This is a genomic window from Microbacterium sp. KKR3/1, assembly GCF_021272365.1.
Lineage (GTDB): Bacteria > Actinomycetota > Actinomycetes > Actinomycetales > Microbacteriaceae > Microbacterium > Microbacterium aurugineum.
The window spans coordinates 236,169-261,545 of record NZ_JAJSDW010000003.1 but is presented as its reverse complement, the minus strand read 5'-3'; the positions used below and the strand labels follow the sequence as shown (position 1 = coordinate 261,545).

26 protein-coding genes and 1 tRNA gene are annotated in these 25,377 nt (G+C 68.4%); 10 read left to right on the top strand and 17 right to left on the bottom strand.

Annotated features, from left to right (window positions below; translation table 11 throughout):
- The first annotated feature begins 38 nt into the window (after positions 1-38).
- Positions 39-1,046, top strand: coding sequence for a CPBP family intramembrane glutamic endopeptidase (locus LVJ59_RS16125; protein ID WP_232763777.1), 1,008 nt, complete (start codon positions 39-41; stop codon positions 1,044-1,046).
- A 35-nt stretch (positions 1,047-1,081) separates the two neighbouring features.
- Here LVJ59_RS16125 and LVJ59_RS16120 read toward each other — a convergent pair whose 3' ends face one another.
- The 3 genes from LVJ59_RS16120 to LVJ59_RS16110 are packed head-to-tail and all read right to left on the bottom strand — an operon-like array spanning position 1,082 to position 4,757.
- On the bottom strand, positions 1,082-2,722 hold the full coding sequence (locus LVJ59_RS16120; protein WP_047522531.1) for a DNA repair helicase XPB: 1,641 nt from the start codon (positions 2,720-2,722) through the stop codon (positions 1,082-1,084).
- Between the two features lie 36 nt (positions 2,723-2,758).
- Complete coding sequence (locus tag LVJ59_RS16115) at positions 2,759-4,471, bottom strand: helicase-associated domain-containing protein (protein WP_232763776.1); 1,713 nt, start codon at positions 4,469-4,471, stop codon at positions 2,759-2,761.
- A 10-nt stretch (positions 4,472-4,481) separates the two neighbouring features.
- Positions 4,482-4,757 (bottom strand): hypothetical protein, encoded by a 276-nt coding sequence (locus tag LVJ59_RS16110; protein ID WP_047522527.1) that lies wholly within the window; start codon positions 4,755-4,757, stop codon positions 4,482-4,484.
- A 118-nt stretch (positions 4,758-4,875) separates the two neighbouring features.
- Here LVJ59_RS16110 and LVJ59_RS16105 point away from each other — a divergent pair, with 118 nt between their 5' ends.
- Positions 4,876-5,256, top strand: coding sequence for a cold-shock protein (locus LVJ59_RS16105; RefSeq protein ID WP_047522525.1), 381 nt, complete (start codon positions 4,876-4,878; stop codon positions 5,254-5,256).
- Positions 5,240-5,881, top strand: a complete 642-nt coding sequence (locus LVJ59_RS16100) for a DUF3027 domain-containing protein (protein ID WP_232763775.1) — start codon at positions 5,240-5,242, stop codon at positions 5,879-5,881. The genes LVJ59_RS16105 and LVJ59_RS16100 overlap by 17 nt, the downstream gene beginning before the upstream one ends.
- Positions 5,882-5,891: 10 nt before the next feature.
- Here LVJ59_RS16100 and serC read toward each other — a convergent pair whose 3' ends face one another.
- Entirely contained in the window at positions 5,892-7,004 is a 1,113-nt protein-coding gene (serC, locus tag LVJ59_RS16095; RefSeq protein WP_232763774.1) for a phosphoserine transaminase, read from the bottom strand.
- Positions 7,005-7,105: 101 nt separating this feature from the next.
- Between serC and LVJ59_RS16090 the strand changes: the two genes are divergently transcribed.
- The 4 genes from LVJ59_RS16090 (at position 7,106) to LVJ59_RS16075 (ending at position 9,822) form a co-directional block, all read left to right on the top strand.
- On the top strand, positions 7,106-7,807 hold the full coding sequence (locus tag LVJ59_RS16090; RefSeq protein ID WP_047522511.1) for a metal-dependent transcriptional regulator: 702 nt from the start codon (positions 7,106-7,108) through the stop codon (positions 7,805-7,807).
- 275 nt (positions 7,808-8,082) lie between these two features.
- Complete coding sequence (locus LVJ59_RS16085) at positions 8,083-8,895, top strand: M23 family metallopeptidase (protein ID WP_232763773.1); 813 nt, start codon at positions 8,083-8,085, stop codon at positions 8,893-8,895.
- A gap of 309 nt (positions 8,896-9,204) precedes the next feature.
- On the top strand, positions 9,205-9,702 hold the full coding sequence (locus tag LVJ59_RS16080; RefSeq protein WP_134351903.1) for an HNH endonuclease: 498 nt from the start codon (positions 9,205-9,207) through the stop codon (positions 9,700-9,702).
- A gap of 47 nt (positions 9,703-9,749) precedes the next feature.
- Positions 9,750-9,822 (top strand) — tRNA-Arg (locus LVJ59_RS16075).
- Between the two features lie 40 nt (positions 9,823-9,862).
- Here the strand turns inward: LVJ59_RS16075 and LVJ59_RS16070 are convergent.
- Genes LVJ59_RS16070 through idi form a run of 8 tightly spaced genes read right to left on the bottom strand, consistent with a single transcriptional unit; the run spans position 9,863 to position 17,761 of the window.
- Positions 9,863-12,049 carry an MMPL family transporter gene (locus LVJ59_RS16070; protein WP_232763772.1) on the bottom strand — a complete coding sequence of 729 codons (2,187 nt, stop codon included), beginning with the start codon at positions 12,047-12,049 and terminating at the stop codon, positions 9,863-9,865.
- Positions 12,050-12,087: 38 nt separating this feature from the next.
- A complete protein-coding gene (locus LVJ59_RS16065; protein WP_232763771.1) occupies positions 12,088-12,981 on the bottom strand; it encodes a prenyltransferase in 894 nt (297 codons plus the stop codon).
- Positions 12,978-13,319 (bottom strand): lycopene cyclase domain-containing protein, encoded by a 342-nt coding sequence (locus tag LVJ59_RS16060; RefSeq protein WP_232763770.1) that lies wholly within the window; start codon positions 13,317-13,319, stop codon positions 12,978-12,980. The genes LVJ59_RS16065 and LVJ59_RS16060 overlap by 4 nt, the downstream gene beginning before the upstream one ends.
- Positions 13,316-13,663 carry a lycopene cyclase domain-containing protein gene (locus LVJ59_RS16055; RefSeq protein ID WP_047522494.1) on the bottom strand — a complete coding sequence of 116 codons (348 nt, stop codon included), beginning with the start codon at positions 13,661-13,663 and terminating at the stop codon, positions 13,316-13,318. The genes LVJ59_RS16060 and LVJ59_RS16055 overlap by 4 nt, the downstream gene beginning before the upstream one ends.
- Positions 13,663-15,252 carry a phytoene desaturase family protein gene (crtI, locus tag LVJ59_RS16050; RefSeq protein WP_153244562.1) on the bottom strand — a complete coding sequence of 530 codons (1,590 nt, stop codon included), beginning with the start codon at positions 15,250-15,252 and terminating at the stop codon, positions 13,663-13,665. The genes LVJ59_RS16055 and crtI overlap by 1 nt, the downstream gene beginning before the upstream one ends.
- Positions 15,249-16,157: a squalene/phytoene synthase family protein gene (locus LVJ59_RS16045; protein ID WP_047522490.1), complete on the bottom strand. Its 909-nt coding sequence runs from the start codon at positions 16,155-16,157 to the stop codon at positions 15,249-15,251. Before LVJ59_RS16045 ends, crtI begins: the two co-directional genes overlap by 4 nt.
- Complete coding sequence (locus tag LVJ59_RS16040; RefSeq protein WP_232763769.1) at positions 16,154-17,236, bottom strand: polyprenyl synthetase family protein; 1,083 nt, start codon at positions 17,234-17,236, stop codon at positions 16,154-16,156. Before LVJ59_RS16040 ends, LVJ59_RS16045 begins: the two co-directional genes overlap by 4 nt.
- A 3-nt stretch (positions 17,237-17,239) precedes the next feature.
- The gene (gene idi, locus LVJ59_RS16035) at positions 17,240-17,761 is read right to left on the bottom strand and encodes an isopentenyl-diphosphate Delta-isomerase (RefSeq protein ID WP_232763768.1); all 522 of its coding nucleotides are present in this window, start codon (positions 17,759-17,761) and stop codon (positions 17,240-17,242) included.
- A 90-nt stretch (positions 17,762-17,851) separates the two neighbouring features.
- Between idi and LVJ59_RS16030 the strand changes: the two genes are divergently transcribed.
- The gene (locus LVJ59_RS16030) at positions 17,852-18,502 is read left to right on the top strand and encodes a MarR family winged helix-turn-helix transcriptional regulator (protein ID WP_232763767.1); all 651 of its coding nucleotides are present in this window, start codon (positions 17,852-17,854) and stop codon (positions 18,500-18,502) included.
- A 30-nt stretch (positions 18,503-18,532) separates the two neighbouring features.
- Here the strand turns inward: LVJ59_RS16030 and LVJ59_RS16025 are convergent, their stop codons facing one another.
- The 3 genes from LVJ59_RS16025 to LVJ59_RS16015 form a co-directional block, all read right to left on the bottom strand.
- Entirely contained in the window at positions 18,533-18,877 is a 345-nt protein-coding gene (locus tag LVJ59_RS16025; protein ID WP_047522476.1) for an Lsr2 family protein, read from the bottom strand.
- A gap of 75 nt (positions 18,878-18,952) precedes the next feature.
- On the bottom strand, positions 18,953-19,810 hold the full coding sequence (locus LVJ59_RS16020) for a LuxR C-terminal-related transcriptional regulator (RefSeq protein ID WP_232763766.1): 858 nt from the start codon (positions 19,808-19,810) through the stop codon (positions 18,953-18,955).
- A 135-nt stretch (positions 19,811-19,945) separates the two neighbouring features.
- Entirely contained in the window at positions 19,946-20,458 is a 513-nt protein-coding gene (locus LVJ59_RS16015) for a methylated-DNA--[protein]-cysteine S-methyltransferase (RefSeq protein ID WP_047524472.1), read from the bottom strand.
- Between the two features lie 178 nt (positions 20,459-20,636).
- Between LVJ59_RS16015 and LVJ59_RS16010 the strand changes: the two genes are divergently transcribed.
- Positions 20,637-24,356: an AAA family ATPase gene (locus tag LVJ59_RS16010; RefSeq protein WP_374199089.1), complete on the top strand. Its 3,720-nt coding sequence runs from the start codon at positions 20,637-20,639 to the stop codon at positions 24,354-24,356.
- Entirely contained in the window at positions 24,349-24,555 is a 207-nt protein-coding gene (locus tag LVJ59_RS16005) for a hypothetical protein (protein WP_047524264.1), read from the top strand. The genes LVJ59_RS16010 and LVJ59_RS16005 overlap by 8 nt, the downstream gene beginning before the upstream one ends.
- Before the next feature lie 90 nt (positions 24,556-24,645).
- Here LVJ59_RS16005 and mscL read toward each other — a convergent pair whose 3' ends face one another.
- The gene (gene mscL, locus LVJ59_RS16000; protein ID WP_131491513.1) at positions 24,646-25,068 is read right to left on the bottom strand and encodes a large conductance mechanosensitive channel protein MscL; all 423 of its coding nucleotides are present in this window, start codon (positions 25,066-25,068) and stop codon (positions 24,646-24,648) included.
- Between the two features lie 24 nt (positions 25,069-25,092).
- Complete coding sequence (locus tag LVJ59_RS15995) at positions 25,093-25,365, bottom strand: FmdB family zinc ribbon protein (protein WP_232763765.1); 273 nt, start codon at positions 25,363-25,365, stop codon at positions 25,093-25,095.
- Between the last annotated feature and the right edge of the window lie 12 nt (positions 25,366-25,377).

The following is a 25,377-nucleotide window of genomic DNA, read 5'->3' as shown; positions in this document are numbered from 1 at the left end:
GGGAGGAGAGGCACAGGTGAACAGGCCAGGATTGAGACATGAGCTCGAACGAGGACGCGTCCGCCGCCCCCGCCCCGCCCACACTCTCGCCTGCCACGCAGATCCCGTACCACCGCCTGGCGCACCTGCGACCGCGATATCGCTGGTGGCGGCCGCTCCTGACCGGGCTCGTCGCCCTCGCGTTCTACGTCGTCCTCCTCCTCGTCCTGACGGTGCCCCTGGTCGTCGCAGCGGTGGTCATCCCGGGGTGGGGCGACGAGATGATGGTGCTCCTCACCTCCGTGCGGTACTTCGATCTCGACCGTCCCTGGCTGCTGATCGCGCTGGTGCTCCCCTTGATCCTGATGATCCCGGCCCTGCTGCTGGCATCCCGGGTCGTGGAAGGCCGTGGCGTCGGGCTGCTGTCCTCGGTCACGGCACGACTGCGGATGGGATGGCTCGGGAAGAGCCTCCTGCTGGCGCTCGCGGTGTTCGCCGTGTACTTCGCCGTCGTGCTGGGGTGGTCGGCGCTCGCCGGAGAGGCCGTGGTCGCTGACTTCTCGCACCCCGGACTGTGGATCATGGTCCTCCTCGTGCTGCTGCTGATCCCCTTCCAGGCAGCCGCAGAGGAGTACGTCTTCCGCGGCTACCTCATGCAGCTGGTCGGCAGCTGGCTCCGGCATCCGGCCTTCGCCATCCTGCTGCCCGTCCCCTTGTTCGTCCTCGGCCACGGCTACGACGTCTGGGGCGCTGCGAGCGTGGGGGCGTTCGCGATCGTCGCCGCCTGGCTGACCTGGCGGACCGGCGGTCTCGAGGCGGCGATCTCACTGCACATCGTCAACAACGTGCTCATCTTCCTGCTCGGATCCGTCGCCCTCGTCGATGCGAACGCCACGTCGGGGACGGTGGCGGACCTCGTCGGCTCGATGATCGCGATGGTCGTGTACGCGGTGCTCGCCGACCGCTGGGCGCGACGCCTCGGTGTCACGCGCACGGCGACGGCGCCTGTGCCCGCACCGGCCCGGCGCGAGGGGACCCATCATCTGCCGCGCGTCCTGCACGGCTGAGCGGCTCGACCTCCGGGGAGGTCGAACGGACGAGATCAGGCGGCGAGGGCGTCGGAGTCCATGATCGTGTAGCTGTAACCCTGCTCGGCGAGGAAGCGCTGCCGGTTCTGGGCGTAGTCCTGATCAATGGTGTCGCGGGCGACGAGGGTGTAGAAGCTCGCGGTGTGTCCGGACTGCTTCGGGCGCAGCAGGCGTCCGAGTCGCTGGGCCTCTTCCTGGCGCGATCCGAACGAGCCGGACACCTGGATGGCGACGGATGCCTCCGGCAGGTCGATCGAGAAGTTCGCGACCTTCGACACCACCAGGAGTGAGATCTCGCCCTCGCGGAAGGCCCGGTACAGCTCCTCGCGCTCGTCGACCGGCGTCGCCCCGGTGATCTGCGGAGCATCCAAGGCCGCCGACAGCGACTCGAGCTGATCGAGGTACTGGCCGATCACGAGGATGCGCTCGCCCTCATGCTTGGCGATGAGCTCGCGCACCGCCGTCACCTTGGCCGGCGCGGAAGCGGCGAGCCGATAGCGTTCGTCGTCGGTCGCCGCGGCGTACTCGAGCCGGTCGCTCGGTGGAAGGTCGACGCGCACTTCGTAGCAGGCGGCGGGGGAGATGAACCCCTGCGCCTCGATCTGCTTCCACGGCGCGTCGAAGCGCTTGGGCCCGATCAGGCTGAAGACGTCTCCCTCGCGCCCGTCCTCGCGGACCAGGGTCGCGGTCAGGCCGATGCGGCGGCGGGCCTGCAGGTCGGCGGTGAGCTTGAACACGGGGGCCGGGAGCAAGTGGACCTCGTCATACACGATGAGGCCCCAGTCGAGGGCATCCAGCAATGCCAAGTGCGCGTACTGGCCCTTCCGCTTCGCGGTGAGGATCTGATACGTCGCAATGGTGACGGGCTTGACCTCTTTGGCCTGGCCGGAGTACTCGCCGATCTCCTCGGGGGTCAGACTTGTGCGCTTGAGCAGCTCGTCGCGCCATTGCCGGGCCGACACCGTGTTGGTGACGAGGATCAGCGTGGTGGTCTTCGTCGCGGCCATCGCCCCGGCGCCGACGATCGTCTTCCCCGCACCGCAGGGGAGCACCACGACGCCCGAACCGTCCTTCGAGAAAGCATCGACGGCATCCTGCTGGTACGGACGGATCTCCCAGCCGTCTTCGGCGAGGTCGATCTCGTGCGGAGTGCCGGGGGTATAGCCGGCGAGGTCCTCGGCGGGCCAGCCGATCTTCAGCAGCTCCTGCTTGATCTGTCCGCGTGCCCAGGCATCGACGACGTACGTCTCCGGGCTCGGATGACCGATCAGCAGAGGCTGGATGCGCTTGTTGTTCGCCACCTGCGCGAGGACGGCAGGATCCGACGAACGCAGGATCAGGGTGCCTTCGTCGTCACGCTCGATGACCAGCCGGCCGTAGCGATTCACCGTCTCACGCAGATCGACGGAGACGGAGGGCGGCACCGGGAATCGCGACCAGCGGTCCAGCGTCTCGAGCATGTCGTCCGCGGTGTGCCCGGCGGCACGGGCGTTCCACAGACCCAGCCGGGTGATGCGATACGTGTGGATGTGTTCGGGAGCGCGTTCCAGCTCGGCGAAGATCGCGAGTTCGTGGCGGGCGCTCTCGGCGTCGGCATGGGCCACTTCGAGCAGCACGGTGCGATCGCTCTGGACGATCAGGGGGCCATCAGACATAGCTGACCAGTTTACCGGTCGCGCGAGGCACGGGGCCTACGGCGCGACGATCGTCGCAGCGCGGATGCTCGATACGGGAAGGGTGCGCTCCACGTCGGCGGCGCGATCGCGCCCGCGCAGCCGTCCGCCGCCCATCCCCGTCGCCTCCAGGAGAAGCTCTCGCGTCGAGCCGTCCGGCATGCCGACGGTCACCTGCAGCACGGACTTCGTCCGTACCGCGGCCTCGAGCTCGCGATCGAGCCAGGCGGCGTCGGCGTCCGGTCCTTGGTGCGACCGCAACCGGGCGATGAGAGGGCTCAGGTCCGACGCGTCGGTGTGTGCGGCATCGGACGCGGGGGCCGGGTGGCGCTCGCGGATGAGGAGGGCACCGTCAGGCCCGACCAGGGTCGCCGGGTATCGCGCATCCGTGAGCGCCCAGTACACGGTGTCTCGGCCGACCCGGGTGGTGAGCGATCCGACGTGTGCGGTGAGAGCGAGCGGCCGCAGGGACTGGTCGACGGCCATCGTGTCGATGAGGTGTCCGTCTGTGCTCTCGATCCGCGTGCGGCCGGTCTCCTCGTCCGTGGAGACGCGGACCAGACCGTGCCGCTGCGCCGTCTGCGCGATCAGGTAACTGAGCGGCTGCGGGATGCCCGTGAGCGAGAGGGCGCCGAGGAAGTCGAGGATCGACTGCTCCGTCTCTCCGGTCGCGAAGGCGTGTGCGACGGACTCCGCAGTGAAACGGTAGGACGAAGCCTGCGCCGCGGACTCCCGGGCGGCGATCGTGCGCAGCCGCACGTCGAGTGCGGGTTCCAGCGGGCCGGGGGCGATGGCCGTGAGGTCGTTCTGGAGGAAGATCCGGTCGACCTCGGCGGGAAGGAGTCTTGCGAGTGCGTCCGTTTCCGCAGCGTCGCCGCTGCGCAGTGCCGCAGCCCACTCGGGTTCGGTGCCGTCTTCGGCGATCAGGCCGAGCAGGCGGGCCGCGTCGTGCAGCGCCTCAGAGCGCTCCGGCCAGCCCTGGTCCCAGGGGTGAGCGTCGAGCCACGACTCCGGCGGGATCCATCCGCCGTCCGCGGACCGGATTCCGCGCGGAAGGGCATCGCGAAAAGAGCGTGCCAGCACGCTCCAGCGCTCGACGGCCGAGGAACGCAGCCATTCCTCTGCGGACCGGCTCGATCGAAGACGGCGGTCGGCGGAGACGGCGAGACCTGCCTGGAGGGCGATGGATGCCAGGGTGTCGACCAGTTCCCCCGGTACACCTGCTTCGGTGAGCTGACGCTTCTCGCCCGCGTTCACACCGCCGCCGGTGAGCAGCGCGAAGGGACGCTCCCGCGCGATGAGGAGGAGGTCTGCGAGCACGGCCACCGTCGTGAAGGCGCGTTCGGCCGCGTGCGCCGAGGCGGCGTCGGAGGAGCGGGGCGGAACCGGTCGATCCGTCACGGGCTCGGGAGAAAGTCGTCCCGCGATCGCGGCGGTCACGGGTGGATACGGTGTGCCGTCGGGGCGCAGCAGAGCGAGCGCTGTCAGTCGTTCCTGCAGGGCACCGGCAGAAGCGCCCGATGTCGTGTCGGTGAGGGCCCTCGCCTCGGCCGCGGTCAGCGCGGGGAGGACTTTCGCCAGCGACGCCGGGTCGAGCAGCGCCTCAGCCGCGTCGAAGAAGTCCTGCCAGGCCGCATCCGGTCGCACCCGACGCGCGGTGAAGAGCCGTCGGAGGTCGTCATCGCTCGCCGCTGCCAGCCAGTCCGCCAGCGGTCGTGCGTGAGTGCTCATGGCCGATTCCTCACGAACGCGTGGAAGCGCGTCCCTTTCGGACGAAGCTCATGATGAGGAGCGTGAGGATCATCAGGAAGGCGACGGGGAGGCCCCAATAGGGGATCGCCGCGATGAACGGCCACGCTCCCTCGCCGAAGGCGCTCTGGTCCATGCCGACAGCGGTCCCGATGATGATGGCGAAGAAGCACACCACGGAAGCCGCGGCGATACCGAGCGCGGTGAACGCCAGGAAACGATCCAGCCGGCGGACGGGAACCTCCGGTTCGGAATTCTGCGTGCTCATCCGCCTCAGCCTACTCTCACCGACACCATCGGATCGGCGAAGCCCGCGACCGGTAGGCTGGGAGTACGCGCACCAGCGCGTCAATGGTTCTGCATATCGATCTCAGCGAGGTTCTCCCATGCCCACCGGCAAGGTCAGGTTCTACGACGAAGACAAGGGTTTCGGCTTCATCGCCAGCGATGACGGCCAGGACGTCTTCCTGCACGCCTCTGCGATGCCTGCGGGTGCCGCGGTGAAGGCGGGTGCGCGCGTGGAGTTCGGCGTGGCAGACGGCAAGCGTGGCCTCCAGGCCCTCTCGGTGCGGGTGCTCGAGGCGCCGCCCAGCCTGTCGAAGGCCAAGCGCAAGCCCGCCGACGACATGGCGATCATCGTCGAAGACCTCGTGAAGCTCCTCGACGGCATCGGCGGAGACCTGCGCCGCGGACGCTACCCCTCCTCCGGACACGGCCGCAAGATCGCGGCCGTCCTGCGCAAGGTCGCCGATGACCTCGAAGCCTGACGCCGACGCCCGTCTCATCGGCGCCCACGATCTCGCGCTGGCAGCTTTGCGCGAGATCACCCCTGCGTCCTCCATCGGACCGGCTGCCGGCTACCTCCCCGAGGACGACGGCTCCGTCTCGCTGCGATTCGAGAACCGTCTCGCCGGCTACCCCGGGTGGTACTGGACGGTGACGATCGCCCGAGTGGACGACGAGGACCCGACGGTCCTCGAGGTCGAACTGCTCCCCGGTGAAGGTGCTCTCCTCGCGCCGGAGTGGGTGCCCTGGGCCGAGCGGCTGGCGGAGTATCGCGCACACCAGGCCGAGCTCGCCGAAGCGGCCGCGGCGGACGATGACGGAGTATCGCCCGACGACGAGCTGGACGACGACGCGGACGACGATCTCGACGAGGACCTCGACGAAGACGAGGATGACCTCGATGAGGGCGACCACGTCTCGGACATCCTGCATGCGGGTGACGTCGACGGCGTCGACATCGATGAGCTCGACGATTCCGTCGCCGAAGCCGACGCGGACGCGACCGAGGACGACGACGCCGCGGACGAAGACGAGGACGACGAAACCGAGGACGACGAAGCCGGCGCCCTCGATGAGGACGCCGGCGAGGTCGACGAAGAGGAGTGAGCCCGGGCGCTCAGGCGCCCAGGTTCTCCAGCACGTACTCGATGGCACGGGTGAGCTGGCGCACGTCGTCCGGCTCGATGGAGACGAACGTCGCCACGCGCAACTGGTTGCGACCGAGCTTGCGGTAGGGCTCCGTGTCGACGATCCCGTTGGCGCGGAGCGTCTTCGCGATGGCGGCGGCGTCGATGCTGTCGTCGAAGTCGATCGTCGCGACCACGGGTGACCGGTGCGCGGCATCGGCGACGAACGGAGTGGCGACCGACGACGCTTCCGCCCAGTCGTAGAGCACCGAAGAGGACTCCGCCGTGCGGGCCGCGGCCCAGGCGAGTCCTCCGTTGTCGAGGATCCACCGCAACTGGCTGTCGAGCAGGTGCAGCGTCGTGAGGGCCGGGGTGTTGAGCGTCTGGTTGAGGCGCGAGTTGTCGACCGCGTTCTTCAGGCTGAGGAACTCGGGGATGTACCGGTCGGTCGCGGCGATGCGTTCGATGCGTTCGATCGCGGCGGGGGAGACGGCGGCGAACCAGAGGCCGCCGTCCGAACCGAGGTTCTTCTGCGGTGCGAAGTAGTACACGTCGGCCCGGGCGGCATCGAAGTCGATTCCGCCGGCAGCGCTCGTCGCGTCGATGACGGTGAGCGCCCCCTCGGCGTCGACGCGGGCGATGGGTGCCGCGACTCCGGTCGAGGTCTCGTTGTGGGGCCAGGCGTAGACGTCGACACCCGGCACGGGCTCGGCGACGGTCAGCGATCCCGGCTCGGCCTTGCGGACATCGGGAGCCTCGAGCCACGGAGCCCCCGCGGCGGCTGCGAACTTGCCGCCGAACTCACCGAACACGAGGTTCTGGCTGCGGCGCTCGATGAGTCCGAACGCAGCGGCATCCCAGAACGCGGTGGATCCGCCGTTGCCGACGATGATCTCGTATCCCTCGGGAACGCGCAGTAGTGCAGCGAGCTGTTCGCGCACGCTTCCGACGAGGTTCTTCACCGGGGCCTGGCGGTGCGATGTCCCCAGGATCGAGGCTCCCGAGGCGGCCAGGGCCTCGAGTTGCGCGGGGCGCACCTTCGAGGGGCCGCAGCCGAAGCGGCCGTCAGTGGGCAGGAGGTCACGGGGAATCTCGATCGCCATGGCTTGATTCTAGGGGGCGAGCGGTGGGCTCCCGCACCGTGCACGGGTCCGATGTCCGTCCGGGAATGTAGGCTTGCCTAAGAACCCCGGAGGGCCTGCACATGACCGATCTGATCGACACCACGGAGATGTATCTCCGCACCATCCTCGAACTCGAGGAGGAGAACATCGTGCCGCTGCGCGCGCGCATCTCCGAGCGCCTGGGCCACTCGGGTCCCACGGTTTCGCAGACGGTCGGGCGTATGGAGCGCGACGGTCTCGTCATCGTCTCCGAAGATCGCACGCTCGAGCTCACCGACGCGGGGCGTCGCAAGGCCGTCGACGTGATGCGCAAGCACCGTCTCGCCGAGCGCCTGCTCTCGGACGTCATCGGGCTCGACTGGGCGTTCGTCCACGAAGAGGCCTGCCGGTGGGAGCACGTTATGAGCGAGCAGGTGGAGCGCCGCTTGGTCGAGCTCCTCGGCCACCCGACCGAGTCGCCCTACGGCAACCCGATTCCGGGCCTCGACCAGCTCGGCGACATCCCCGCTCGTACCTTCGACGAAGGCGTCATCGGTCTCGTGCAGCGTCTGAACGCGGCGGGGGAGCCCGTCGAAGGCACGGTCCGCCGTCTCGCCGAGCCCGCGCAGGTCGACCCCGAACTGCTGGAGCAGCTCCGCGACGCCGGCGTGGTGCCCGGCGCGCACGGTGACTTCCGTTTCAGCGAGGGATACGTCCTCATCCAGATGGACGGCCAGACCGACGGACTCGAGCTTCCTGTCGAGCTGGCTTCGCACATCTTCCTGGTGGGCGAACCGGCCTGATCCTCCGCGGGATCCAGGCGCGGAGAAGGCGCCCGACTGGGCCTCTGCGATGATTGTCAGGTTCCTGGGGTGACACGATCGTTATCTTCCGGTAACCTCGGTCGAGTCGCCAGCGAAGAAGCCCGCTGGAGACGCACCGCGAAGATTCGCCTTCCAGGCTCGTCGTCTTCACGGCAGGAACGCACGAAGTACCCCGAGCTACATTCATGCCACGAGAGCAGAGTGCCGACGAGCCAGCGCTACCCGAAAGCGCGAGGGCCCAGGAGGACCACGTTTTGGCCGCAGACATCGAACCGACCGCGAAGAAGACATCTGAAGACCGAGTACCAGCCCGCCGGACCGGCGCGCGCGCGGGTGCTCGCAAGGCTCTGAAGCCACTTCGTTCCATCGCCATCTTCGGGGCCGTCGGTGCACTGGTCGCCGGGATCGCGCTTCCGGCCTTCGCCTCGCCGAAGCCGACCGAAGCCGCCGCGACGACGACCCTGCAACAGCTCGCCGCGGTCGACGCGCAGTCCCTCGTCGTCGCCTCGCAGGCCACTGCCGCACCGTTGAGCCGTGGAACCTTCAGCGCCACGACTCCGGAGGAGATCGCGAAGAAGAAGGCGGAGGAGGCCGCAGCCGCTCGTGCCGCCGCCGCGACCACTGCGTCCGCTCAGTTCAACTCCGCGGGTTACGCCCTCACTTCGCCCGGGTCCGGCGAGGTCCGGTACCCGCTCCCGATGGGCTCCTGGAACGTCAGTCGCACGATCGGCGGCGGCCACAACGGTGCCGACATGCTCGCTCCCGCTGGAACCCCGATCTATGCGGCCGCGGCGGGTGTGGTCCGCGCCTCGGCAGAGAGCATCGGCGGCTACGGCGTGTGCATCATGCTCGACAGTGTCGTCGGTGGGCAGCGCGTGCAGACCACCTACGGGCACATGATCTACGGCTCGCGTCAGGTGCAGGTCGGCCAGACGGTCGCCGCGGGGCAGCTGATCGGCTACGTGGGCAGCACCGGACGATCGACCGCGAACCACCTCCACTTCGAGGTCTGGATCAACGGCGGACTCGTCGAGCCCATGTCGTGGCTGTCGGTCAACGCCGGCTGATTCTCCGACACGTTCTCCCTCATTCACCCGCTGTTTCGCCCTGCATCCAGGGAGATGGGTTAGCCTGATCCCGTTGTCGAACAGCGGGGAGAGGCAGATGGAGCGAATACCGACCATCCGAACCATGGATGCCCTCGGTCGTCACGTCCTTCTGCATAGCCCGCAGGGATGCCACGGCGTTGCCGTGCGCGAAAGGCGCTGTCTTTAGACGGCGCCTTTTTTCGTCCCTGCGATCGCTCTGCCACCTGCGCGACCTCGTGTGAGTCGAGAGTGCCGGGAAGCCGTCCCGGCGGATCGAGAGGATGACGAATGCGCACACTGGTCCTGAATGCCGGATACGAGCCGCTCGCGATCGTGTCGTTCAAACGAGCCCTCGTGCTCGTCATGAACGACAAGGCGACCGTTGTCGAACGCGTGGAAGACGACCCCGTCTGGGGCACCCACGGTGTCTACGATCGTCCTGCGGTCATCATCCTCGCCCGGTACGTCCGGGTGCCGACGAGCAGACGAGTGCCGGTCACGCGGCGTGGCGTGCTCCGTCGCGACAATCACCGGTGCGGCTACTGCGGGAAAGCCGCATCCACGATCGACCATGTGCTGCCGCGTTCGCGCGGAGGCGCGGACTCCTGGGAGAACCTCGTCGCCTGCTGCCTGCGCTGCAACAACGTCAAGAGCGACCGCACCCCGCAGGAGATGCGCTGGCAGCTGCGATTCACGCCGCGTCCCCCGCACGGCACGGCCTGGACGGTGCGGGGAACCGAACGCAGCGACCCGCGATGGGAGCCGTACCTGGCTCTCGCCGCCTAGCCAGGGGCGCCGAGGGCGCGCTCTCGAGTCACGTAGACTTGACGCGCGCCCTCGTAGCTCAGGGGATAGAGCAGCCCTCTCCTAAAGGGCAGGTCGCAGGTTCGAATCCTGTCGAGGGCACCCAACGAGGTCGTCGCTTCCCGCTGTGGGGCGGTGCGTCTCAGTCCTCTCCGCGCCGCCAGAGCTTCGAAGGCCACCAGATCGCTTTGCCGATGTCGTAGGTCAGGGCCGGCACGAGCAGAGAGCGGACGACGAACGTGTCGAGCAGCACTCCGAAGGCGACGATGAACGACAGCTGGACGAGGAACAGGATCGGGATCACGGAGAGCGCGGCGAACGTCGCGGCCAGGACCAGACCCGCCGACGTGATCACGCCCCCCGTGATCGAGAGCCCGCGCAGGATCCCTTCGCGCGTGCCGTGCGCCTTCGACTCCTCGCGCACACGGGTCATCAGGAAGATGTTGTAGTCGATCCCCAGCGCGACCAGGAACACGAAGCCGAAGAGCGGGACGGCGGGGTCCGCACCGGAGAAGTCGAAGATCCCGTTGAACACGAGCGCCGAGACTCCCATCGCCGTGCCGAACGACAGCACCGTGGTGAGGATCAGCAGGACAGGGGCGAGGATCGAGCGCAGCAACAGCATCAGGATCACCATGATCACGACGAGGATCACCGGGATGATCAGGTTGCGGTCGTGGATCGACGCGTCGTTCGTGTCGATGGACGTGGCGGTGACTCCGCCGACGAGGGCGTTCGTGCCGTCGAGCTCGGTCCGCAGCTCGCGCACCGTGGCCGCGGCGGCTTCGGAGTCCGCCGCGTCCGTGAGCGTTCCCTGGAGGAGCACCTCGCCGTCGACGGTCGTCGGCTCGGGGACCGGCGTCCCGGGAGGACCGACGGCTGTGATGCCGTCGGCCGTCACGGGCGCGCTGCCGCTGGGGGAATCCGCCGCGGTGACCGAGACCGCATCGACGCCGTCGTTGGCGAGGAGCACGTCGGCGACATCCTGCAGGCGGTCCTCGTCGACGACCACGTACACGGGGCTGCCGGATCCGCCGGGGAAGTGTTCACCGAGCGCGACCTGTCCGTCACGGGCCTCCGAGGCGCCGAGTACCAGCTCGGACTGCGGAACACCGTTGGCATCGAGCTGGGTCACTCCGGCGGCTCCGGCCAGGAGGACGAGTGTGGTCACGATCCAGATCACCCGAGGGCGGCGCTTGATCACGCCGGCCAACCGAGCCCACAGGCCCGTCGTCCGCATGCCGTGCTCGGCGGCGACGACCTCGGGCTCGAAGTGCGGACGTCGTGGCCAGAACACCGCACGGCCGAAGAGCAGCAGGAGCGAGGGCAGCAGCGTCAGCGCGGAGAGCATCGCGAACACGATGCCGATCGCGGCCACGGGGCCGAGGGTGCTGTTCGATTTCAGGTCGCTCAGCAGCAGGCAGAGGAGCCCGGCGATCACGGTCCCACCCGAGGCGGCGATCGGCTCGACCGACCCCTTCCAGGCGGCGAGCAGCGCCACGCCCTTGTCCTGGGAGACCCGCAGCTCCTCCCGGAAGCGTGCCACGAGGAGCAGGGCGTAGTCGGTGGCGGCGCCGATCACGAGGATGAAGAGGATGCCCTGGGTCTGGCCACTGAGCAGCAGCACCTCGAACTTCGCGAGCCACCACACGACCAGGAGTGCCACGCAGAGCGCGAACAGACTCGTGGACAGCACGACGAGGGGCAACAGGAACGATCGGTAGACGAGCACCAGGATGATCAGGACGGCCAGGAGCGCGACACCGAGCAGCAGACCGTCGATGCCTGCGAAGCCCGCGACCAGATCGGCGCTGAAGCCGGCTGGGCCGGTGATGTACACCGTGATGCCGTCGGGGACGGCGCCGCGCAGCTCGTCGCCGAGAGCCGCCGTCGCATCGGCGAGTTCCGCGTCGCTCTCGATCGGGATGAAGGCCTGGACGGCTTTCCCGTCCTCGGAGGGGAGCGCCGGAGAGACGTCGTCGCCGACGCCCTCCACGTTCGGTGCGTCCGCGACGGCGTCGGAGATGGCGTCCAGCTCGGAAGAGGTGAGCGCGTCTTCCGAGGTGAACACTGCGATGGCCGGGATCGAATCGCTGTCGTTGAACTCGCCGAGCAGTTGCTGGACCTCGGTGGCCTGCGCCGACTCCGGCAGATAGGTCGTCTGGTCGTTGGACGACACCTCGTCGACCTTGCCGAACAGGGGACCGCCGAGCGAGGCACCCACCAACCAGACGAGGATCAGCGCCACCGGAAGGAACACGCGTACCCAGGAGTGGCGTCGTGAGCGCTCCCTGATCGGTGGAGTCGGCGCGGAGTCGGGGCGGGACATCGTGTTCCTCTCGGAAGGGTTTCTGTTGTCGGGGAGGGTCAGGACACCCACGCGAGGATGAGGATCATCGTCGCGAGGAAACCGGCGAAATAGTTCAGCGCGATGAAGCGCCGCCAGGCCCGGTTCGTGGCTGCCGAGCCGGCGTCGTCGACGTTCCACCACGGTGCTGCGTTCACCACATAGGGCAGTGCGAGCACCGCGGCGAGCGGTCCCGGCCAGGGAGTCAGGAGCATCGCGGCTCCGGCGAGCACCCACAGCGACAGGGACAGTCGTACGGTCGCCCTCGCCCCGATCACGGTCGCGATCGAGGAGATCCCGGCTTCGCGGTCCGGTCCGACATCCTGGACGGCACCGAAGGCATGCGCTGCCATGCCCCACAGGAAGAACGCGACGAGGGTGAGCGTGGTGGCGGCCGTGACGGATGCTCCGGCCAGCGCGAGCCCGACGATCGCCGGGCTGACGAAGTGCGTGCTCGACGTCATCGAATCGAGGAACGGCCGCTCCTTGAAGCGCAGCACGGGTGCGGAGTAGGCGATCACCGCGAACACGCTCACGGCCAGCCAGAACCAGGACGCCGGGTTGCCCACGATCACGAGATAGGCGAGGAACGGGATGTTCGTCACTGCCGCTGCCCAGAGGGTGGCGCGATGGATGCGCGGTGCCAGGAGCGCGCCCTCGATCCCGCCCTTGCGCGGGTTCGCGAGGTCGGACGCGTAGTCGAAGACGTCGTTGATGCCGTACATCGCCAGGTTGTACGGGATGAGGAAGTACAGCGTGCCGACCAGCAAGGTCACATCGAGCTCACGGGTGGTGAGCAGGTAGGCGGCTGCGAAAGGGAACGCGGTGTTGATCCAGCTGATGGGTCGCGACGACAGCAGGATCTGCGCGAGATCCCGTCCGAGCGTGCGGGATGGTGTGGCTCCGGCGCTCATCCGTGCTCCTCGTCGGTGTTGCGGTCCTCGCGTGCCCGCCGTCGCGCGCGCAGTTCGGCCCACACGGCGGGAAGGAGCAGGGCACCGGCCAGCGGGTAGGCGAAGTCCTCGACGGGGGCCAGCCCGATGTGGATGCCGAGCAGCGGACCTTGCGCGTAGTGGAACAATCCGCTCGCGATCATCACGGTGTCGAACACGGCGGTGAGGACGAAGAGCAGCAGCACGGTGAGCAGCACAGCGGCCGGGAGCGGTCCGCGGCGTCGGCGGAGAAGCGGCAGGATGACACCGACCACGACGGCGACGAGCAGGAAGCAGGCGGCGAGTTGGATGTAGCTCATGACGCACCCGCCCCTGCACGACGGTTTTCACGCCAGCGCGTGATCAGGCGTTCGGCCCCGGTGTAGATCACCATCGTGCACACCACGAGGAACAGCAGGAACACGGGTTCTTCGATCGGCAGTTCCGGCGCGAGCACGATCCCGGTCGCGATCGCGCCGTCACCGCGGAAGAAGATCCCGTTGGCGATGCCCGCCACATCCCACAGGAGGAAGAAGACGAGCCCGACGACCGTCACGACCGTCGCCGACACGGCATCGCGCCAGAAGAAGAGGCGGAACCGCCAATCCAGCAGCAGCATGCAGCCCAGCGACAGGAGAAGGGCCGCCAGGTACACCATGCCCATCAGGACGCCTCCGTCCCGACAACGGTGGGCACGGGCACGGGGAGCGGGCCGGGGGAGTGGTCACCGCGGATGCGCTTGAGGACGATCTCCGCACTGATGAGGCACATCGGGACGCCGACACCCGGCGCGGTGGTGGCCCCGGCGTAGAACAGGCCCTGCACACGCCGGGAGGCGTTCTGCGCGCGGAACATCGCACTCTGGGACAGGATGTGCGCCGGCCCCAGCATCCCTCCGCGCCAGGAGTGGTAGTCGTCCTGGAAGTCCGCGGGGCCGATCGTCTCGCGCACCACGATGCGTTCGCGCAGATCCGGGATCCCGGCCCAGGTGGCGATCTGATCGATCGCGGCATCCGCCGCGCTCTCGACCGCGGGTGATCCCGTCCCGTCGGGTCCGCCGTGTCCGAGTTCGACGTCTGCCGGGACCGGGATCAGGACGAACAGGTTCTCATGGCCCTCCGGAGCGACATCGGGATCCGACGCGCTCGGTCGGCACACGTAGGTCGACGCCGGATCGGGAACGGTCGGGGTCGCTCCGAAGATCGCGTCGAAGTTGGCGTCCCAGTCATCGGTGAAGAACAGGGAATGATGCGGAAGCTCAGGCAACGAGCCCCGCACTCCCAGCATCACGAGCACCCCGCCGGGCCCGCTGGTACGCCGTGACCACCAGGACTCGGGGTAGGTCTGCAGGGAAGGCGGCAGCAGCACGGTCTCGGTGTGGTGCAGGTCCGCGGCCGAGACCACGATGTCGGCGTGCTCCACGTGTGCGACGCCCGCGTCGTCCGTCCAGCCGACGCCGGTCGTGTGAACGCCGTCGGGGCCGTCCTGCGTGTGGATGCCGGTGACATCAGCACCGGTCACGATCCGCGCGCCCGCAGCGCGAGCCAGCGCGTCGATCCGTTCGACGACGCGCCAGAAGCCGCCTTGGGGGTAGCGCACGCCCTGATCGAGGTCGAGTGCGCTCATGAGGTGGTACATCGCAGGAGCGGTGCGCGGGTCGGTGCCGAGGAAGACGGCGGGGTAGCCGAGGATCTGTCGCACGACCGGATGAAGGAATCGCTGCTCCGCGAACGACTGCAGTCGGGTGCCGAGGAGCGTGAACAGCCGGGGGAGCGCCCGCAGGACCTCCGGGGCGGCGAGAGTGCGCATGCGGGTGAACGGGTTGTACAGGAAGTACTTCTCCGCCATCGCCGCTGCGTCGCGCGCGGAGTCCAGATACGCGTCGAGGGCGGGACCGGAGCCCGGCTCCAGCTCGTCGAAGAGCTCGGTGACCGCGTCACGTCCCGCGGGGACGCTCACCGACCCCGAGGACCGAGGCGAACGGAACACCCGATATCCCGGGTCGAGCGCGGTGAGGTCGAGCTGCTCCGACGTCGAGGTCCCCATCATCGCGAAGAAGTGATCGAACACCTCCGGCATCAGGTACCACGAGGGCCCTGAGTCGAAGCGGAACCCGTCCCGCTCGATGGATCCTGCGCGCCCGCCGACGCGGTCATTCTTCTCGAGGACGACGACCTCGTGCCCGTCCTTCGCCAGGAGGCCGGCCGTCGCGAGGCCGGCGACGCCCGCACCGATCACCACCACGCGGCTCATCGGTCCCGCTCCCACGTCGTCACGATCACGGCGCGACCCGCGAGCACGGCCTTGATCGGATCCGGCACACGAACGCGTCGGCGGTACAGCACCTCCACGGGCGTCTTCGCCACGCGTCGGGTGAGCGCGGCGAACAGGGCGAGTGCGCTCCGCACCGCGGCGCGGGCATCCTTCGGGAGGAGGGGGATGGCGGCTTCGGCATCCGCCAGCTGCCGGAACACCGTCGCCACCCAGGCATCGCGGTCCGCATCCGTCAGCCGCGCGGACCCCCCGAGATACCCGCGGTGGAGCCGGTCCGTGTCGTCGGCGAGATCGCGGAGGAAGTTGACGTTCTGGAACGCGGCGCCCAGCTGGCGCGCACCGCGGCGGAGCGTGCGGAGCTCTTCGTCCGTCCGATCCGCCCCCCGAAGGAAGACCTGGAGGCACATGAGTCCGACCACCTCGGCGGAACCGTAGACGTAGTCGGCGTGGGCGTCGGCATCGTAGGCCGTGAAGTCGGCGTCGTCGGCGAGGTCGGCGCTCATCGAGGCGAAGAAGGGCCCGGTCAGGTCCTCACCGATACCGCACTCCCGTGCCGTCCGCGCGAAGGCGTGCAGGATGAGGTCACTGCTGTAGCCCGTCCGCATCGAGCGGTGCGTCTCTTCGATGTAGGAGGCGAGCGCCGCCGTCTGCGCAGTGCTGTCGAGTCCGGCCTCGGCGGCCACCCCGTCGACGATCTCATCGGCGATGCGCACCATGGCGTAGATGTTGCGGACGTGCTGACGATGACGTCTGCCGAGAAGCCGGGTGGCGAGGCCGAACGAGGTCGAGTACGTGCGGATCACATCGGTCGTGGCGATCTCCGCCGTGCGGTTGAAGCGCCGCAGCGCGGTGTCGTCCGTGCGATCAGCCGGTTCCGCGGTCATCGGCGGCGCCCTTCGACGCGGGACGCGTGAGCGCGGATCGTCTGGGCAGCCGCGGCGGGGAGCGTACCGTCGGACTCCGCGGCGGCAAGCGCGGTGGACACCGCATCCAGATGCTCGTCGATGAGTCCGAGGACGAAGCTCTCGGCACCGCACGCGCGCAATTGATCTCGGGCTTCGGACCCCTCCGAGACGGTGAGTTCGGATCTGCCGAAGTGCACCTCGATGCTCTCCCAGTGCGCCGTCATGCGGGCGTAGGCGATGATCGCCGTCTCCTTGCCCTCGCGCAGGTCGGAGTAGGCGTCCTTGCCGTGTTGTCCGGGGTCCCCGAAAACGGAGAGCAGATCATCCTGCAACTGATAGGCGAGGCCGAGATGCCGACCGATCTCGCTGAGCTGTTCCTCGGCGGCGGGGGATGAGCCCGCGAGCACGGCGGCGGCGCGCAGGGGGAGCACGAAGGAGTAGGTCGCCGTCTTGTAAGTGCTCGTCGCGAGGATGGTCCGCAGATCGGGCGCGATCACGCCGTCGCTCAGTGCGACGTCGGCATGTTCTCCGGCCACAGTCTCGAAGATCGTCTGCTCGAGCAGCGAGAGCAGACGCTCACGGGCGTCGGCGGAGACATCGGCTCGCGCGAACCCCAGCACGGCCGAGGAGAGAAGCATGTCCCCGAGGAGGATCGCACTCGAGCGCGCCCAGTGCAGTGCGGGCTCGACGTGAGTATCGGCGTGGGCCGCGACCAGAGCGCCGATCAGGTTCGGACCGCGCCGCCGGGTCAGGTCGCCGTCGATGACGTCGTCGTGCAGGAGGAAGGCGAAGTGGAGGAGCTCGACGTGTGCGGCCACATCGATCGCGCACGCGGTCTCCCGCTCCGACAAGGGGGAGGGGGAGAGTGATTGCAGAAGGTCGATGAGGAGGCGAGGACGGACGAGCTTTCCGCCGAGAGCGTGCTGCGCGGCGGCGCGCCAGAGTCCGACGAACTCCGCTCCGTATTTCTCGGCAGCCGTGCTGCGCTCCGAGAAGCGGTGGCGCAGAGCTTCTTCGATGCGCGTCCCGAGGTCCTCTTCCGTCACCGTGCCGCTCATCGGTCAGACCTCGCCGAGTCGTCGAAGAATCGGAAGCTGCTCGACGAGCCAGGGGCTGAAGGCGAACGGGGTGTGCGTGATGCCCTCGACGAGAGCGGCCACGTCGACCCAGATCCACTCGGACACCTCGTCGGGGTTCGCTGAGGGCTGGCCGTCGATGACGGCGACGTGCACGGGACAGATCTCGTTCTCGACGATCCCGCTCGCGTCCACGGCTCGGTAGCGGTAGTCCGGGAGGACGAGGCGCAGGTCGGTGAGATCGATCCCGAGCTCGTGGACACCGTGCCGCCGGACGGCATCCAGCATGTCCTCCTCGGGGCGGGGGTGACCGCAGAAGCTGTTCGTCCACACACCCGGCCAGGTCTTCTTCGCCAGTGCGCGACGAGTGAGCAAGAGGCGACCGTGCGTGTCGAGGACGTAGCAGGAGAACGCCAGATGCAGCGGGGTGTCGCGGGTGTGGACGTCCTGCTTTGGCAGCGTGCCCACGGCGGTCCCGTCTTCGGCAAGGAGGGTCACGTCATCCATGGCATCTCCTTGATTCCGAGGCGTCCGGTGTTTCGCTAACTTGGTAAGTAGTCAACTTAGCATGAAACTGTTGGTGTGTAACATGATCGCATGGACACGGAGCCCGGCACCACCCCGCAGGAGAGCGCGGAGGAAGTGTTGTCGAACGGTGACCCCAGCGAGAGTGGGCACGAGAAGACTCCCGACGGACTGACGCATTCGGCGATCTACGACGTCGACGCCAGTGATCCGCGCAGCACGCTCGTGGACCGGCAGGGTGTGCCACCCGAGGAGCTGCGACAGATCGCCCGGCTCATGGAGTCGCTCGCGAATCTGCGAGAGGCGGAGCAGAAGCTCTCACAGGCGTCCCGGCGCTACATGCGGCTCAATGAGACCGACATGCGTGCGCTGCACTACTTGATCGTGTGCGCGAACCGGCAGCTGGTCGCAACCCCCGGGGGCATCGCGCACCACCTCGGTGTCTCCACGGCGGCGACGACGAAGCTCCTCGACCGGTTGGAGAAGGGCGGGCACATCACGCGGGCGCCGCACCCCACCGACCGACGGGCACTTCATATCGCCATCACGCCGGAGACGCGATTGGCTGCGATGGAGACGGTCGGCCGTCAGCAGGCCAAGCGCTTCTATTCCGCGGCGCGCCTCAGCCCTGCGGAAAGGGAAGTCGTCATCCGATTCCTCGCGGACATGACCGAGGAGATCACTTTGCGGGATGAGCCGTGGGTGAAGGAGACGGCCGAATAGTCTTCCCCGAAGGGATGACTCGGTACGAGATCAGTGTGCGGCGTTGTACGCGTCGACGATAGGCGCGGGAATTCGTCCGCGCTCGGAGAGGGCGTGGCCGTTCTCCTTGGCCCATGCGCGGATCGCCGCGACCTCCGGATTGCGGGCAGGGCGCTTGCGCGAAGGCGACGTGCGGGTCGCGGCGGAAGAACCGGCGCGGCGTCCGGCGGAGATGTACGGCTCGAGAGCCGCGCGCAACTCCTCGGCATGGGACGAATTCAGATCGATCTCGTAGGAGGTGCCATTCAACGAGAAGTGGACGGTCTCGCCTTCACCTACTTCGAGGACACTGCCGTCGATGTCGTCTACCAGCTGATGCACAATTCTTCTCGCCATGAATGCGAATATATGTCATCCGGCGAAACCGAGCAACCGGACAATAGCGAATTGACATTCATGCGGTGAATATGTTCACGGGAGGAGACCTGCACGCCGTGCGCGCGTGACGGCGGCATGTCGCGTGGAGGCGTCGAGTTTGGACATCGCCGTGCCGAGATACGCCTTGATGGTGCCCTCGCGCAGACCCAGTTGCGTCGCGATCTCCGCGTTGGTCGCACCCATCGCGGCGCAGGCGAGCACGTCGGTCTCCCGTGGAGAGAGGCGAACGGTGGGGATCGGACTGGTCGAGACGGCCGGATCGTCGCCTGCGAGGGTGACGAGACGCTGCTCGACCCGCGCGATGCGCGCACGGAGTTCGGCGTCATCGAGGGAAGCCGCGATGCTGCGCAATTCGGCGAAGCTCTCCCGGAGTTCCTCACGCTGTGGCGGGGCTACGGCATCACCCCCGCCGGTGTTCGCCTGGATCCGCCGCTGGACCTCGTCGCGGATGCGCAGCTCGTCGGCGACCGACTGCGCCACCTGCATGGCAGGTGCGGTGGTCACGCCGCCGACCTGTTCCTCATCCCACCCGCCGGCGTAGAGGACGCCGCGGGGGCGGCCCTGCACGATGATCGGCAGGGCGAGGAGCGTGCGCAGGCCTTCACCGAGGACGAACACGTCGTAGTCATGGGTGATCTGCTGGGACGAGCCGTAGTCGCTCGTCATCCGCGGGCGCAACTCCATCATCGCTCGTCCGCCCAGTCCGCGCTCCGGGCGGACGCGCAGTCCGTCCAGCGAGCGGGTGCGTGCGCCGACGATACTGGTGACGCTCACGACGCCCTCTTCGATGAGACCGCCGAAAGCGACGGGGAAACGAGTTCGTCTGGCGAGCTCGCGCACGGCATTGGCGACGAGTTCGGTCTCGGATTCGAGGGTGGCGGGAGCGCTCACGATTACCTGCTTCCGGGTGACGACTGCGTGCCCCGTTTCGTAGCGTCGACTTTATCACCCGGCCTTCTTCTCTCCTGGCGTCAGACGTGGACCCGGCGGCCTACTCGCCGGGTCCACGTCTCGCGCCACGCGGGGTCAGCCGGCTTCGAGGTCGAGCAGGAACCGCTTGCGTTCGGGGTGTGCGCCGTAATGCCCAGGGCTTCCATCCGAGCGCACCACCCGGTGCACGGGAACGATGATCGAGAACGGTGTGAGCCGACACGCGGTGCCGACGGCGCGAGCGGCGCCGGGGTGTCCTGCCATCACGGCGACGTCGCCGTAGCTCATCGTCTCTCCCCAGGCGATGCCGCTGATGGTCTGCAGCGCGGTGCGCGCGAAACCGTCGGTCAGGCGCCAATCGAGCCGGAGGTGCTCCTGGAAGGCGACCGGTGTGCCGTCGAAGTACTCGGCGAGCAGGTGCGCGAGCTCGTCGGCGGCGCCGGGGTCGGGTTCCGGGACGGCGTGCAGTTGGCGGGCGACCCCTTCGAGGAGCCAGGGGACGTGCGGGTCTTCGGACTCGGAGAGGTCGAATCGTACGATGCCCTCGTCGGAGAACACCGCGAGGGCGTCGCCGAACGGAGTCGGAGCGAAGTCGTAGCGGAAGGTCATGGCACCATCCTGACCGGCGACAGTGGTCGCGGACCATCCTCCGCCCGGCTCAGGTGGATAAGACGAAACGGTGGAGCGCGGGGCAGGAGGAGTGCGGGTCACCCGTCTCCGGCGGAAATTCGGCGGAAACCCGCCTGGGATACTCTCGCTCTCCGCGTGTCGCGCCTAGGGTGTCAATGTGTGGCGACGTGAAGACAGGTCTGCGGAGGACGCAGCGGCGGAAGCCGCTGTGTCGATCGGTGACCTGCGTGAGACCGCGACCGGTGTCGACATCGCGCATGCCGCCGAGGCCGAACGGACCCGGTTGAGGGCCGAGGCCGCTGATCTGGGGGGGCCGTCGCCGCTGGTCAGCTTCCGCGACACCGTCGAGTCCGGCATCGACATCTCCAAAGCGCATCCGGGCAGCCTGCCGCAGTTCATCACCGGCAAGTCGACCCTCCTGTCGAATCTGTTCCGCGATGAGGTGGGCCTGCGCACCGCGCGACTCGCGGCGGAGCGCATCACCGCGAAGAACACCGAACTCCGCACGGTCCGAGGGATCGAGGCCGTGCACCTCGCCGTCGGCGTCGCGGGGTGGCGCATCGGAGGGGCAGGCTTCGCCGCACCCGTGCTGCTTCGCCCGCTGGCGATCCGTCGCCATCACTCGGACTTCGAGCTGAAGCTGCAGGGTGCCTTCGAGGTGAACCCCGCGCTCGTCCGGATCGCACGCGAACACTTCGGTCTCTCGATCGACGCCGCGGCGCTCGCCGCCCTCGCTTATGACGGCGGCATCTTCAAGCCGCAGCCCGTGATCGACAGCCTGCGAGCGATGACGCGCTCCATCGACACGTTCTCGGTCGAGCCGCGGCTCGTCGTCTCGACGTTCGCGGACGTGTCCGGTGCGATGTCGCGTGATGGGGGAAGCCTCGACCACGTGGTCCTCAACGCGCTGGGCGGCCACGTCGGCGACCGCGAGCGTGTCACGGCACCGCGGGCCACGCCGCACCACACCGGCCCCGACGATCGTGCTCCCGCGTCTGACAACCTGCTCCTCGATGCCGACGCCGAGCAGGAAGCCGTGCTCGCACGCATCGCCGCGGGGCACTCCCTGACCGTCGCGACACTTCCCGGCACGGGCGGAACGCAGACCGTGATCAACGCGCTCGGCGAACTGGTGCGGGGCGGTAAGCGGGTGCTCGTGGTCTCCGCCCGTCGGTCGACGCTGGACGGTGTGCGGCATCGGCTCGCGGGCATCGGTCTGGACAGTCTTGCGATCTCGCCCGCCAGCGTCCGCCGCGACCTCGTGAGGGCCATCGGTCGCAACGAGAAGGCCACGGCTCCGAAGGTCAGCGAGGTCGACGATGCGCTGGTGCGCCTGCGCACGGTGCTTCGCGACTATCGACAGGCGCTCACCGCGCCGATCGCCGGCATGGACGCATCGGTGCTCGACGCGACCCGCCAACTCACCCGGCTCGCCTCCCTGCCGGTTCCTCCCTCTACGACCGCGCGGCTCGGAGCAGACGCACTGCGTCGTCTGGCGTCAGACCGCAGCGAAGCCGCCGAAGCGCTCGCCCAGGCGGCACGTCTCGGCGAGTTCCGCTTCGGTCCGAACGACTCTCCCTGGTACGGCGTCACCTTCGCCAGCACCGAGGCCGCACGCGCCGCCCATGAACTGGCCGGGAGGCTGCACTCCAGCAGCGTTCCCGCCCTCCTGGAACGCGGCTACGAACTCATCGCGCAGACGCACATGCGTCCGTTCTCGACCATCGACGAACTCGGCGAGTACCTGCGGCTGCTGCAGGGCATCCGCGACTCCCTGGACCGCTTCAGTCCCACCGTGTTCGAGCGTCCGCTCGGCGAGCTCATCCAGGCGCACGGCTCGCGTCGCGATGCGCCCGGGCTCTCCGGGGCGAACAGGCGGCGGCTGCGTCGTCTCGCCAAGGAATATGTGCGTCCGGGCGTCCACGTCACCGAGATGCACGAGGCGCTGCTGCGGATCCAGGCCCAGCGCACGCAGTGGCAGCGCTATGTCGAAGCCGGTGCCGCTCCGGAGATCCCGCTCGGTCTCGCCGACGTCTACGCCGCCTGGCAGCGAGCGGAGGCCGAGCTCGCCGAGCTCGATGCCGCGCTCGGGCGCCGCGAGCCTCTGGCCTCGCTGCCCGTGGCACGACTCGTGCGGACCCTGGCCGGGCTCGCTGCCAAGTCCGACGTCTTCGAGAACCTCGTGGAGCGCGCACAGCTGCGTGACCGTCTGGCGCTCCTCGGGCTCGAGCCGCTGCTCACGGAACTCTCGGTGCGACACGTCTCCGAGTCGCAGGTGGGGGAGGAGCTCGAGTTCGCCTGGTGGCAGTCACTCCTCGAGCGAGCATTGCAGGACAACCGTGCCCTCCTCGGCGCGAACACCGCCGTGGTCGACCGTCTCGAGCGGGACTTCCGGTTGGTGGATGAAGCGCATGCCGCGATGGCGGGTCCTCTTCTCGCCTGGGAGCTCGCGAACCAGTGGCGGATCGCGATCGTCGACGAGCCTCAGCAATCGCAGCACCTCCGCCGCGCGCTGACGCAGCAGTCGGCGACCACCGCGCAGATCGTCAGTGCCGCGCCCACGCTCGTCGACGTGCTTGCTCCCGTCTGGATCTCCTCGCCGTATCAGGTGCCGGAGATCCCGGAGTCCGTGGAGTTCGACACCGTCCTCCTCGTCGACGCGGCGGCGATCAACCTCGCCGAGGCAGCGCCGACGATCCGTCGTGCTCGTCAGATCGTGGCGTTCGGGGACCCGGTCACACAGCGTCCGACGCCCTTCCATATCGCGGTCGATCCGGAGGATTCGTGGGAGCCCGAGGTCCCGTTCGACGACGTCTCGGCGTTCGAGCGGCTGTCCGAACTGCTTCCTGTGATGACGCTGACCCGGAGCTACCGAGCCGGTGGCGAAGACCTCGCGGAACTCATCAACGACGCGTTCTACGGCGGCGAGATCGTGTCGCTGCCCTGGGCCGGCTCGTACCTCGGTCGCGGTAGTCTCACGGTCGACTACGTCGAGGGCGGCACCGGCACTCCCGATCCGATCTCGGGCGCGGTCGAGAGCCCGGATGCCGAGGTCGCCCGAGTGGTCACACTCGTGGTCGAGCATGCCGTGCACCGCCCGTCGGAGTCGCTCATGGTCGTCACGGCCAGCGCTCGCCACGCGGAGCGGGTCCGCGCGGCCGTCACTTCCGCTTTCGCGGGCCGATCGGATGTGGCGGACTTCGTCGGACGGGACACGGTCGAGCCCTTCGCGGTGCTGACCCTCGAGGAATCGGTCGCCGAGAGCCGGGACCGCGTCATCTTCTCGCTCGGCTTCGGACTCACCAAGCACGGTCGTGTCCTGAGCGACTTCGGCGACCTCTCCACCCCTGATGGCGAGCGGCTCCTGACCGTCGGGATGACTCGTGCCCGCCGTTCGATGGTCCTGGTCTCCTCGATCCGGCCCTCGTCGTTCGACGATGGGCGTCTCGAGCACGGCGCGGCCACATTGATGTCGATCCTCGGGGGACTCGCCACGCGCAGTCGGGATGCGCGGCTCGAGGACCTCGCAGACCCCCTCACCCTCGCTCTGGCCCGGGAGCTCCGGCGGCTCGGTGCCTCTGTCGACGTCGACTACCGCGGGCTGCTGCCGCTCGTCGCGCAGCACGCGGGCAAGGCCGTCGTCATCGAATCCGATCCGGAATCCCGGGGCGAATCGTTGCGGGAGACCCTGCGTCTGCGGCCGCACGTGCTGCGTCGTCTCGGCTGGCACTACGTGCGCGTGCACGCCTTCGATCTGTACAGCGATCCGGTGACGGTGGCGACGCGCATCGCCGCCGTGCTCGGCATCTCCGACTCCGCCCCGCGTGCGGAGAACGACACGCAGCCGATCGACATCATCGACACCCAGAATGACTGACGAGAATGACGACCGGACTCCGCGCCAGAGCGTGGTGCGGGTCCCCGGCTCCCGTCGTGCTCGCCTGACGCCGGTTCCCGGCAGTGATCCGGCACCGGAGTCCGCACCCGGTGAGTCGACGCCGCCACCGGCGCGGTCGAAGGGACCGAAAGGTCCGAACGACGACCAGCTCATCCAGGACGTGCCCCCGCACTACTGAGGGACCGGGCTGCCGATGGTGCTGTCGGCGGACGAGAAACGCACGGCCCTCCGAGGAGGGGCCGTGCGTCTCTGTTGACGGGGGGAGCGGTCAGGCCCCGCGCTGTGCCTTGAGCAGGTCGCGGATCTCGACGAGCAGCTCGGCCTCGCTCGCTGCGGCGGGCTCTTCCTCAGGCTCTTCCGCCGGCGTGCCCTTTCGTGCTTCGACCCGGGCCTTGAAGGTGTTCATCGGCAGGACGAAGACGAAGTAGACCACCGCGGCGACGGCCAGGAAGCTGATGATCGCCGAGATCAGGTCGCCGATCGGGAACAGGACCTCTTCGCCGTAGATGTTCGTCACGGGGATCCCGAAGTCTCCCGCGGCGTCGGCCTTGAGGAAGAGGGAGATCAGTGGGTTGATGATGCTGTTGACGACCGCGGTGACGATCGCGGTGAACGCCGTGCCGATGACGACGGCGACGGCGAGGTCGATGACGTTGCCGCGGAGCAGGAAGTCCTTGAAGCCTTTGAACATGGGATCTCCGAACAGGTCAGGGCCTCAGGAAGAGGCCGGTGTCGACGCAGCGGCCGGCTTGGCGCTCGTCGTCGATTCCGACTTCGATGATGCCGAAGTGTCTTTCGAACCACTGGATTTGGCGCGCGAGTCCGTGCGATAGAAGCCGGAGCCGTTGAACGTCACCCCGATCGAGCCGTACTGCTTGCGCAGGGCGCCGCCGCACTCCGGGCACACCGAGAGCGCATCGTCGGCGAAGCTCTGCACGGCATCGAACTGGTGTCCGCACGAGGTGCAGGCATAGGCGTAGGTGGGCATGGGCGTCCTTGC

Coding starts and splice junctions, on each gene's coding strand:
- LVJ59_RS16125 (WP_232763777.1), top strand. CDS start 39: ATGAGCTCGAACGAGGACGCGTCCGCCGCCCCCGCCCCGCCCACACTC.
- LVJ59_RS16120 (WP_047522531.1), bottom strand. CDS start 2,722: ATGTCTGATGGCCCCCTGATCGTCCAGAGCGATCGCACCGTGCTGCTC.
- LVJ59_RS16115 (WP_232763776.1), bottom strand. CDS start 4,471: ATGAGCACTCACGCACGACCGCTGGCGGACTGGCTGGCAGCGGCGAGC.
- LVJ59_RS16110 (WP_047522527.1), bottom strand. CDS start 4,757: ATGAGCACGCAGAATTCCGAACCGGAGGTTCCCGTCCGCCGGCTGGAT.
- LVJ59_RS16105 (WP_047522525.1), top strand. CDS start 4,876: ATGCCCACCGGCAAGGTCAGGTTCTACGACGAAGACAAGGGTTTCGGC.
- LVJ59_RS16100 (WP_232763775.1), top strand. CDS start 5,240: ATGACCTCGAAGCCTGACGCCGACGCCCGTCTCATCGGCGCCCACGAT.
- serC (WP_232763774.1), bottom strand. CDS start 7,004: ATGGCGATCGAGATTCCCCGTGACCTCCTGCCCACTGACGGCCGCTTC.
- LVJ59_RS16090 (WP_047522511.1), top strand. CDS start 7,106: ATGACCGATCTGATCGACACCACGGAGATGTATCTCCGCACCATCCTC.
- LVJ59_RS16080 (WP_134351903.1), top strand. CDS start 9,205: ATGCGCACACTGGTCCTGAATGCCGGATACGAGCCGCTCGCGATCGTG.
- LVJ59_RS16070 (WP_232763772.1), bottom strand. CDS start 12,049: ATGTCCCGCCCCGACTCCGCGCCGACTCCACCGATCAGGGAGCGCTCA.
- LVJ59_RS16065 (WP_232763771.1), bottom strand. CDS start 12,981: ATGAGCGCCGGAGCCACACCATCCCGCACGCTCGGACGGGATCTCGCG.
- LVJ59_RS16060 (WP_232763770.1), bottom strand. CDS start 13,319: ATGAGCTACATCCAACTCGCCGCCTGCTTCCTGCTCGTCGCCGTCGTG.
- LVJ59_RS16055 (WP_047522494.1), bottom strand. CDS start 13,663: ATGGGCATGGTGTACCTGGCGGCCCTTCTCCTGTCGCTGGGCTGCATG.
- crtI (WP_153244562.1), bottom strand. CDS start 15,252: ATGAGCCGCGTGGTGGTGATCGGTGCGGGCGTCGCCGGCCTCGCGACG.
- LVJ59_RS16045 (WP_047522490.1), bottom strand. CDS start 16,157: ATGACCGCGGAACCGGCTGATCGCACGGACGACACCGCGCTGCGGCGC.
- LVJ59_RS16040 (WP_232763769.1), bottom strand. CDS start 17,236: ATGAGCGGCACGGTGACGGAAGAGGACCTCGGGACGCGCATCGAAGAA.
- idi (WP_232763768.1), bottom strand. CDS start 17,761: ATGGATGACGTGACCCTCCTTGCCGAAGACGGGACCGCCGTGGGCACG.
- LVJ59_RS16030 (WP_232763767.1), top strand. CDS start 17,852: ATGGACACGGAGCCCGGCACCACCCCGCAGGAGAGCGCGGAGGAAGTG.
- LVJ59_RS16025 (WP_047522476.1), bottom strand. CDS start 18,877: ATGGCGAGAAGAATTGTGCATCAGCTGGTAGACGACATCGACGGCAGT.
- LVJ59_RS16015 (WP_047524472.1), bottom strand. CDS start 20,458: ATGACCTTCCGCTACGACTTCGCTCCGACTCCGTTCGGCGACGCCCTC.
- LVJ59_RS16005 (WP_047524264.1), top strand. CDS start 24,349: ATGACTGACGAGAATGACGACCGGACTCCGCGCCAGAGCGTGGTGCGG.
- mscL (WP_131491513.1), bottom strand. CDS start 25,068: ATGTTCAAAGGCTTCAAGGACTTCCTGCTCCGCGGCAACGTCATCGAC.
- LVJ59_RS15995 (WP_232763765.1), bottom strand. CDS start 25,365: ATGCCCACCTACGCCTATGCCTGCACCTCGTGCGGACACCAGTTCGAT.